At 44.3% G+C, this 8,714-nt stretch carries 8 protein-coding genes; 6 read left to right on the forward strand and 2 right to left on the reverse strand.

What is annotated here, in order from left to right; translation table 11 throughout:
- Window positions 1-194 precede the first annotated feature (194 nt).
- From JGK39_RS31165 to JGK39_RS31185, 5 genes are all read left to right on the forward strand, one after another.
- Entirely contained in the window at window positions 195-590 is a 396-nt protein-coding gene (locus JGK39_RS31165; protein WP_293261676.1) for an SH3 domain-containing protein, read from the forward strand.
- Window positions 591-809: 219 nt separating this feature from the next.
- On the forward strand, window positions 810-1,844 hold the full coding sequence (gene cobW / locus JGK39_RS31170; RefSeq protein ID WP_293261673.1) for a cobalamin biosynthesis protein CobW: 1,035 nt from the start codon (window positions 810-812) through the stop codon (window positions 1,842-1,844).
- Between the two features lie 428 nt (window positions 1,845-2,272).
- Window positions 2,273-3,244: a GTP-binding protein gene (locus JGK39_RS31175; protein WP_293261670.1), complete on the forward strand. Its 972-nt coding sequence runs from the start codon at window positions 2,273-2,275 to the stop codon at window positions 3,242-3,244.
- A 122-nt stretch (window positions 3,245-3,366) separates the two neighbouring features.
- Entirely contained in the window at window positions 3,367-4,458 is a 1,092-nt protein-coding gene (locus JGK39_RS31180; RefSeq protein ID WP_293261667.1) for a WD40 repeat domain-containing protein, read from the forward strand.
- A 100-nt stretch (window positions 4,459-4,558) separates the two neighbouring features.
- Entirely contained in the window at window positions 4,559-5,242 is a 684-nt protein-coding gene (locus JGK39_RS31185; RefSeq protein ID WP_293261664.1) for a CADD family putative folate metabolism protein, read from the forward strand.
- 266 nt (window positions 5,243-5,508) lie between these two features.
- On the opposite strand, the gene JGK39_RS31190 is transcribed toward JGK39_RS31185, so the two are convergent.
- Window positions 5,509-6,348 (reverse strand): metal ABC transporter permease, encoded by an 840-nt coding sequence (locus JGK39_RS31190; protein WP_293298698.1) that lies wholly within the window; start codon window positions 6,346-6,348, stop codon window positions 5,509-5,511.
- Window positions 6,349-6,762: 414 nt separating this feature from the next.
- Window positions 6,763-7,482 carry a metal ABC transporter ATP-binding protein gene (locus JGK39_RS31195; RefSeq protein WP_293261658.1) on the reverse strand — a complete coding sequence of 240 codons (720 nt, stop codon included), beginning with the start codon at window positions 7,480-7,482 and terminating at the stop codon, window positions 6,763-6,765.
- 88 nt (window positions 7,483-7,570) lie between these two features.
- Here JGK39_RS31195 and JGK39_RS31200 point away from each other — a divergent pair, with 88 nt between their 5' ends.
- Window positions 7,571-8,626 (forward strand): zinc ABC transporter substrate-binding protein, encoded by a 1,056-nt coding sequence (locus tag JGK39_RS31200; RefSeq protein WP_293261655.1) that lies wholly within the window; start codon window positions 7,571-7,573, stop codon window positions 8,624-8,626.
- The last annotated feature ends 88 nt before the right edge of the window (window positions 8,627-8,714 follow it).

Raw genomic sequence — 8,714 nt, forward strand, 5'->3', positions numbered from 1 at the left:
AGTCCTTCCCAAAAAGTTCGTAGTAAGGACTTCAGTCCTTTCCAAAAAGTTCGTAGTAAGGACTTCAGTCCTTTCCAAAAAGTTCGTAGTAAGGACTTCGATCCTTTCCAAAAAGTTCGTAGTAAGGACTTCGATCCTTTCCAAAAAGTTCGTAGTAAGGACTTCAGTCCTTCCAACCCAAGGAGATTAAATAAATGTTGAGTTTTAGTCAATCAAAAGCCTTTTTCATTGCAGCCGCCTTTGCAAGTTTTAGTTTTTCGCTTTATAGCTTTCCAGTTTTCGGCAAAGAGCAAAGTCTTTCACCGGAAAAAGTAGAAGCCTTAAAAAAACAAACTCAATGCTCGTTTATTACAGGGGAAGGCGGCGCGGTTAACATTCGCAAAGGCCCCGGCAATAAGTACCCGGTTGTAGCTAAACTCAAAAGAGGAGACGGAGTTCGAGCTGTTAGCAGACAAGGTAATTGGGTAAAAATTGCGGCTAGAACTTCTGGGAATGCTCCTAATGAAACTTTTACAATTCTTGACGGTTGGGTGAACAATCAATTTATTAATGGCTGTTCGGAAGACCAATTTGATAGATGGCGGAAATAGATTCGGTACTCTAAGGTACGTAGTTGCGCTCTTTGCGCTCTAGGTCAAAGAGCGCAAAGAGCGCAACTACATACCCTTATTTAATAAACCTCGTGCAAAATATTTTTATGATACAATAAAGAGGTTTGCTAAGAGTTGATTGAATCCTAACTCCAACTTAGTTTCACTCTTGTCTTTTTATAAAGTGTTATACTCTAAAAACTCAATTGGTAATTAATAATGCACAAGATTCCTGTTACAGTAATCACTGGTTTTCTCGGTAGCGGCAAAACCACCTTAATTCGCCATTTATTGCAAAACAATCAAGGCCGCCGCATTGCTGTTTTAGTTAATGAGTTTGGCGAAATTGGGATTGACGGAGAATTGCTGCGCGATTGCCAAGTTTGCGATGATGAAGAAAGTGTTAGCAGTAATATTGTAGAATTAACAAATGGTTGTCTTTGCTGCACTGTGCAAGAGGAATTCTTGCCGACGATGCAGGAATTGTTGAAGCGCAAAGACCAAATTGATTGTATCTTAATTGAGACTTCTGGTCTCGCACTTCCTAAGCCTTTGATTCAGGCTTTTCGCTGGCCGGAAATTCGCACGGGTGCTACTGTTGACGGGGTGGTTGCTGTTGTTGATTGCGAGGCTGTTGCTAGCGGTACTTTTGTCGGCGATATCGATGCTTTGATGGCGCAGCGAGAGGCTGATGATAGTTTGGATCACGAAACGCCGATCGAGGAATTGTTTGAAGATCAGTTGGCCTGTGCCGATATGGTACTGTTGACGAAGGTCGATCGCGTAAATTCAGAAACTCACCAGAAAGTTCAAAGCTGGTTGCAGCAAGAATTGCGCCCGAGTGTAAAAATTGTTCCCTGCAAGGCTGGCGAAATTAACCCCGATGTGCTGTTGGGATTTAATGCGGCGGTTGAGGATAATTTGGAGTCCCGCCCGAGTCACCACGACACGGAGGAGGAACACGAGCACGATGATGATATTAACTCGACTTTCTTTATTGCCGATCGCGAATTTGAACCGAATGCTTTGGTGAAAAAGCTGCAAGCCTTGATGCAGCAAGAGGAAATCTATCGGATTAAGGGGTTTGTGGCGGTTCCCAAAAAACCGATGCGGATGGTGTTGCAAGGTGTGGGTTCGCGTATAGAATATTTTTACGATCGCCCTTGGCAACCTTCCGAACTCCGTCAAACCAAGCTGGTGATTATTGGCAAAGAGTTGGAGCGCGATCGAATTGCAACTATAATTGGCAGTTAATTCTCTTGAGTCATCGGTCATACCTATAAAGGTTCGTAGTGAGGAATGCAAGTCCTTCTAATAGATGCGGACTTGCATTCCTCACTACGAACCTACAATCTGTCAAGGTTCGTAGTGAGGAATGCAAGTCCTTCTTCTATGGATGCAGACTAAATTCCTCACTACCGACCTACAATCTGTCAAGGTTCGTAGTGAGGAATGCAAGTCCTTCTATGGATGCAGACTAAATTCCTCACTACCGACCTACAATCTGTCAAGGTTCGTAGTGAGGACTTTAGTCTTTCTATAGATGCGGACTAAAGTCCTCACTACGAACTTACAAGTCCAGTTAACAATTTATTAACATTATTAAATATTGTGGCGGTGGCCAGCCAGTCTGGTGTAAAATAGCGACAATGGTTATCATTCTACAAAACTAGAGGTAAAATATGGTTACTGCTGGAGCGATCGAATCAGTTCCCGTGACCGTTCTCACAGGCTATCTGGGTGCAGGCAAAACTACGCTACTGAACCACATTTTAACACAGGAACACGGCCAAAAAGTTGCAGTCATCGTCAACGAATTCGGCGAAGTAGGCATCGATAACCAACTGATAATTGATGCCGACGAAGAAATTTTTGAGATGAACAACGGCTGCATTTGCTGTACAGTCCGAGGTGATTTAATTCGGATTATCGGCAACTTGATGAAGCGGCGCGACAAATTCGACCACATAGTCATCGAAACCACAGGTTTAGCCGACCCCGCACCCGTAATTCAGACATTCTTTGTAGACGAAGATATGCGCGATCAATTGCTGCTAGATGCAGTAGTGACTGTCGTTGATGCCAAGCACGTCTGGCAACATTGGGATGCGGAAGAAGTTCAAGAACAAATTGCCTTTGCTGACGTAGTTTTACTCAACAAAACTGATTTAGTAAGTGCGGAAGAATTGGCGAAATTAGAAAAGCAAATTCGCGCCATAAATGCAATAGCAAAAATCCACTGCACTCACAATGCAGAACTAGAAATTGATGCCTTGTTAGGCGTCAAAGCATTTGATTTGAACCGCGCCTTAGAAATCGAACCGGACTTTTTGGGCGTACACGTTCACGAACATGATGCAACAGTCAAATCAATGGCAATAGTAGAATCTGGTGCTGTTGATGGCGACAAATTTAGTGATTGGATTGGCGAATTATTGCGGACTCAAGGCACAGATATCTTTCGGACAAAAGGCATTTTAAACATATCTGGACAAGAGAAGCGATTTGTTTTTCAAGGAGTACATATGCTGTTCGATGGCAGACCGGATCGACCTTGGAAAGATAGCGAAACTCCGAAAAACGAACTTGTTTTCATCGGTCGCAACTTAAATGCCGATCAATTAACAGAAGATTTCCGTAAGTGTCTGGTTTAACTGAATATTTGGCTTTTAGGAACAGGCTTTCGGGCCTGTTCCACAAGAAAAAAATTCATCTTTTGTGGAACGGGCATCTTGCCAGTTATTAAAAATAGTGCAACATCTCAGCTTCAATAAATATGGGTAACAAAAAGATAAATAAAAGCGAACTAACCCTAAAACTTCACACCCAAAAAATGCTATCTGATTACGTAACTGCTGTTACTTGGTCGCCGGATGGCAAAACTTTAGCAGTTAGTTCCGCCGCCGGTGAAGTGATGTTATGGACTTTAGGGACAATGAATGAATTGTCCTTGCAACCCCTACAAATAGCAACTGGTAATTCAACAAATTGTTTAGCTTTCTCCTCGGACAGTCAAATGCTAGCTGCTGGTGGACAAGACGGAAAAGTCCGAATCTGGCTAGTTAATTCGGGGAAATTAATTGCTAATTTGGATAACCAGCGCGTGTGGGTTGATAAGTTAGCTTGGAGTCCCCACTGCAATCAGTTAGCTTTTAGCATGGGCCGCTGCGTTCAAGTCTGGAATGCTGATGATAATGTTGTGGAAGTAACGCTGAATTTCGACTCATCATCTATCCTAGGTTTAGCATGGCATCCGATTGTTCAATACCTGGCAGTTAGCGGCTATCAAGGTGTTAAAGTTTGGAGTGGCGAAGACTGGGACGAAGACCCGGAAATTTTATCTGTACCTTCCGCAACAGGTGCAATTGCTTGGTCGCCACAAGGGCAATATTTAGCTTGCGCCAATATGGACAATACGCTAATTGTTAGTGAATGGGGTAATTTGGAACCGTGGGTAATGCAGGGTTTTCCGGGTAAGGTTCGGGAGTTGGCTTGGTCGGATCAAATTAATTCTTTGGGTGCACCTTTGTTGGCTGCTTCGAGTTCTAAAGGTGTTTCTGTTTGGGAAAGAGATGCTGATGAAAGTGTCGGTTGGGAAGGTTGGGCCCTAGAGGTGCATGAAAATGTTGTAAGTGCGATCGCCTTTCAACCTAACACATTTTTATTAGCTTCTGCATCCGCCGACGGTCAAGTTTGTTTGTGGTATGAAGCAGCACAATTGCTGCAAGTTCTAGAAGGTGCACAGGGCGGTTTTTCGTGTCTCGCATGGCATCCTGACGGTCAATTTCTGGCGGCTGGCGGGAATGGCGGCGAATTGGTGGTTTGGTCAAAGTCTATGCGCGGCAAAGGATTCGGGCGATCGCGCTAGCAATCCAAAAACATAAACAACTGAAAACTCGGTCTTGACAAAATCCCAGATTACCATAACATTTTAGTGGCTGCACTATCCTTAAGGGCGATCGACAATTATGACTCAACAGCAATTTCTCGAACAACTCAACAGCATCCTCGACCAAAACCACCTGCTGAAACACCCATTCTACCAAATGTGGAACGAAGGCAAACTCGACCTCGCAATGCTGCAAGAGTATGCACAAGAATACTACCTGCAAGTTCACAACTTCCCCACCTACGTCAGCGCTACCCACGCCGCCTGCGACGATATCAAAATTCGTCAAATGCTTCTCGAAAACCTGATAGAAGAAGAAAGAGGTGCCGCAAATCACCCCGAACTGTGGCTGCGCTTCGCCGAAGGTTTGGGTTTAGACCGAAATGCAGTTTTGTCCCGCGAACATTTAGAAAAAACCAGCGAATCCGTCCGCATTCTCAAAGACTTAGCCCGCAGCGAATCTCCCGCCAAAGGTTTAGCCGCCCTCTACGCCTACGAAGCACAAATCCCCGAAGTTTCTACAACCAAAATCGCTGGTTTAAAGGAATTTTACGGCATCGATTCACAAGCTGCTTTATCTTTCTTTCAAGTTCACGAAAAAGCCGACGAATTCCACTCGCAAGCCACCGGCGAAGCGCTGTTACAGGTTTGCGAAACTGAAGAAGCACAACAGGAAGCATTGTTAGCTGCCCAGAAAGCAACTTTTGCTCTTAATTTACTGCTGGATGGTGTTTACGAAACCTATTGTCAAGCTAATAATTAAGCGTAAGAAACGCATGATTTGCAGCGGCGGGTGAGTGCCATTGCTGTCAACAAGCGCGTCAAACTTAGTAATAAGTTTCTTGTTTGACGACTAGGCCCAGATCCCCCCTAACCCCCCTTCTTAAGGGGGGAACCGGAAAAGCTCTAAGTCCCCCTTTTTAAAGCTAGAACCGGAAGCTCTCAAAGTCCCCCTTGCTTTCGGGGGATTTAGGGGGATCGAGACTCAGTTTAAAGCGATATTTCTCAATAGTTTTACACTTAATCGCACTATTCTCCTCTCTTTCTCGTCAAAATTCCTTGACTGGGACTGAACAGCAAAGCTAATAAAAATAATCCAAACACAACTAAGACAATTGCTGCACCCGATGGCATATTAAAATAATAGCTAAGATACATTCCAGTCACGCTAGCTGTAATTCCAATAATTGCGCCCAATCCCATCATTAAATGTAACTCTTTTACCAACAAATACACCGTGATTCCCGGCCCGATTAACAGCGAAATTACTAACAGTGCGCCCACAGTTTGCAAACTCGCCACAATCGTCAGCGTAATCGCCGAAATCATTCCCAAATAAATCAAGTTTACAGGCAAACCCGATGCTTGCGCTCCCAGCGGGTCAAATGTATAGAATAGTAGTTCTTTGTAAAAAAGTTTAACTGCGACCAAAATAATTAAGGTTATCATAAAAGTCTGCTGCACGTCGGAGGGTGCAACTGACAAGATATTCCCGAACAAAAATCCGTCTAAGTCTAGTTTTGTTGTCCGCAAGATGCTAATTAGGGTAACGCTAATTGCTAAAAATGTTGACAATATTAATGCCATAACTGCATCTATTTTGATCCGCGATTGCGATTGAATCCATGCCATAATTACGGCGCTGATAATTCCTGAGATAAATGCACCGATCGCAATATTGAAACCTAAATAAAAAGCGATCGGCAGTCCTGCTAATACTGAATGGGCAATCATGTCTACCATCATTCCCATTTGCTGTACAATTAAGTACGATCCGACTACCGCGCAGACAATTCCTAGCAGAATTCCGACGGCGATCGCATTTCGCATGAACTCGAATTTTAGGGGCTCAATTAGTATGTTTAACATTTATAGGAGAAGGAAGTTCGGCAACGGATTTTGTAACGGATGTAACGGATGGAAGTAGCTGTAGGGTGTGGATCCCTTGAAAATTCATCAAGGGAAATCGATAATCTCGTAGCGACGCACCTTATGCAATTTTTACGAATTTTTGCTACAAAAAAGTATCTGTAGGGTGTGTCGCCCGCAGAAATCCCTTAACTAAAATCGACAATCTCGTAGCGACGCACCTTATGCAATTTTTGCTAAAAAAAGTTTTTGGTTGGTTTATTAAATTGTCTTGTAAGGTGCGTCGCTATAAGATTGTCGATTTTAGTTATAAATTTTCAAGGGATCCACACCCTACGAATATTACTGCCTACTCTTCAACCCGCAGAGGCGTGTTTTGCTTGTATAGAGGCGGTTTCAACCGCCAATGTCTTCTCACGCAGCAACTAAGCTTAAATCGTATCCATAGGCTTTTTGAATATTAGCAGCGGTGAGGACTTCCCGACAAGAACCAGTGGCGATTAACTGCTTGTTTAGCAATAATAAATTATCGTATTGTTTTAAGGTTTCGCCTAAATCGTGGCTGATTACTAGCAAGGTTTTATTTTCGGCTTTGAGTTCGGCAAAAATATCGAAAATAATCTCTTCTGTGGCTTTGTCGATCGCACTAAAGGGCTCGTCGAAGAAGAATAAGTCAGCTTGTTGGGCGATCGACCTTGCTAAAAATATCCGCTGCTGCTGGCCGCCGGAGAGTTCGCCAATTTGTCGATCGCGCAAATCCCACATTCCCACCCGCAGCAAAGCCGCTTTTACCAATTCCTGCGACTGCTTCGAGGGACTGCGAAACCAACCAGTCTGGACAGTCCGCGCCATCATCACCGCATTGTGCACCGTAATCGGGTAATCCCAATCAATTTGCGATCGCTGCGGCACGTAGGCCACCCGCGATAACTGTTCCTTCAACAACCGCCCCTGATATTTTACCAAACCCCGACACGCCGGAATCAATCCCAGCATCGCCTTCACCATAGTGCTTTTCCCCGCGCCGTTGGGGCCGAACACACCAGTTAACTGTCCCGGATCTAACTGAAAATTCACACTGTTGAGGGCCGAAATTCCTCGATAATTCACAGCCAAGTCTTGCACTTCTAACATAATTCCAGATTTTGAGAACGATTCTTGTTCGTAGCTACTACAATAGGATAACTCTAAAAGTAATAACGATTATCGTTCCAAAGGTGAAATGTTAAAAAACTTGACCGGAAAAAGCAGCAGATTGTGCGGTTTGGCGGTTTTGGCGATCGGCTGCGGACTGTTTGGGTGCACTTCCCCCCAAGCCAGCAATCCCACACCGGACAGTCCCGCTACGACTCAAACTCAAGCCACTCCCGCCACCAATTTGCCAAAAGTGGTAGCTACGACTGGTGTCATCTGCGACATTACTAAAAAAATTGCCGAAAGTTCGATCGACACCACCTGTCTAATCAAACCCGGAGAAGATCCCCATGCCTACCAAACCAAACCAGAAGATAGCAAAGCCATTGAAACAGCAAATCTGATTTTATACGCCGGCTACGACCACGAACCCAGCATCATTAAACTAATTAAATCCAGCAGTAATTCCGCACCAAAAATTGCCGTACACGAACTCGCCGTTCCCAAACCGTTGATGGGCGAACACGACCACGATCATGGCCCAGAAGACAAAGCGGAAAATAAACCCCATGCAGAAGGCGAAAAAGTCCCCGATCCTCACGTATGGCACAGCGCTCAAAATGGCATCCGCATGGTAGAAACAATTCGCGATGAATTGAAAAAAGTTTCCCCAACCAATGCTGAACTCTATACCACAAACGCTGCCAAATTAACAGATGATTTAGCAAAAATAGATACTTGGATTAAAGCACAAATTGCGACAATTCCCGCGGACAAACGTAAATTAGTCACAACTCACGATGCACTGAGTTACTATGCCGATGCTTACGGTTTAGAAGTTGCTGGAGCTTTGCAAGGAGTCACAACAGAGGAACAGCCCACAGCCGCAAGAATAGCGGAATTATCATCAGAAATCAAGGCCGCAGCAGTGCCGACAATTTTTGTCGAAACCACAACTAATCCGAAGTTGATGCAGACTGTAGCGAGGGAAGCAAATGTCAAAATTTCCGACAAAGAACTTTACAGCGACGAGTTGGGCGGCGCAGGTAGTGGCGCTGATACCTATGAAGGAATGCTAAAAACCAATACTTGCGCCATTGCTTCGGGCCTCGGCGGCAATTGTACAGCCTTTCCAGGTTCGTAGTGAGGACTTTAGTCCGCATCAATCAGAGGAATAAATTCCTCACTACAAACCTGATTACACTTTCTCAATAAGGCAGAGGAATAAATTC

The sequence above is a fragment of the Microcoleus sp. PH2017_12_PCY_D_A genome, assembly GCF_020738565.1.
Lineage (GTDB): Bacteria > Cyanobacteriota > Cyanobacteriia > Cyanobacteriales > Microcoleaceae > Microcoleus.

Bases quoted from the DNA above. Each gene is read 5' to 3' on its own strand.
- JGK39_RS31165 (WP_293261676.1), top strand. From the start codon at position 195: ATGTTGAGTTTTAGTCAATCAAAAGCCTTTTTCATTGCAGCCGCCTTT.
- cobW (WP_293261673.1), top strand. From the start codon at position 810: ATGCACAAGATTCCTGTTACAGTAATCACTGGTTTTCTCGGTAGCGGC.
- JGK39_RS31175 (WP_293261670.1), top strand. From the start codon at position 2,273: ATGGTTACTGCTGGAGCGATCGAATCAGTTCCCGTGACCGTTCTCACA.
- JGK39_RS31180 (WP_293261667.1), top strand. From the start codon at position 3,367: ATGGGTAACAAAAAGATAAATAAAAGCGAACTAACCCTAAAACTTCAC.
- JGK39_RS31185 (WP_293261664.1), top strand. From the start codon at position 4,559: ATGACTCAACAGCAATTTCTCGAACAACTCAACAGCATCCTCGACCAA.
- JGK39_RS31190 (WP_293298698.1), bottom strand. From the start codon at position 6,348: ATGTTAAACATACTAATTGAGCCCCTAAAATTCGAGTTCATGCGAAAT.
- JGK39_RS31195 (WP_293261658.1), bottom strand. From the start codon at position 7,482: ATGTTAGAAGTGCAAGACTTGGCTGTGAATTATCGAGGAATTTCGGCC.
- JGK39_RS31200 (WP_293261655.1), top strand. From the start codon at position 7,571: ATGTTAAAAAACTTGACCGGAAAAAGCAGCAGATTGTGCGGTTTGGCG.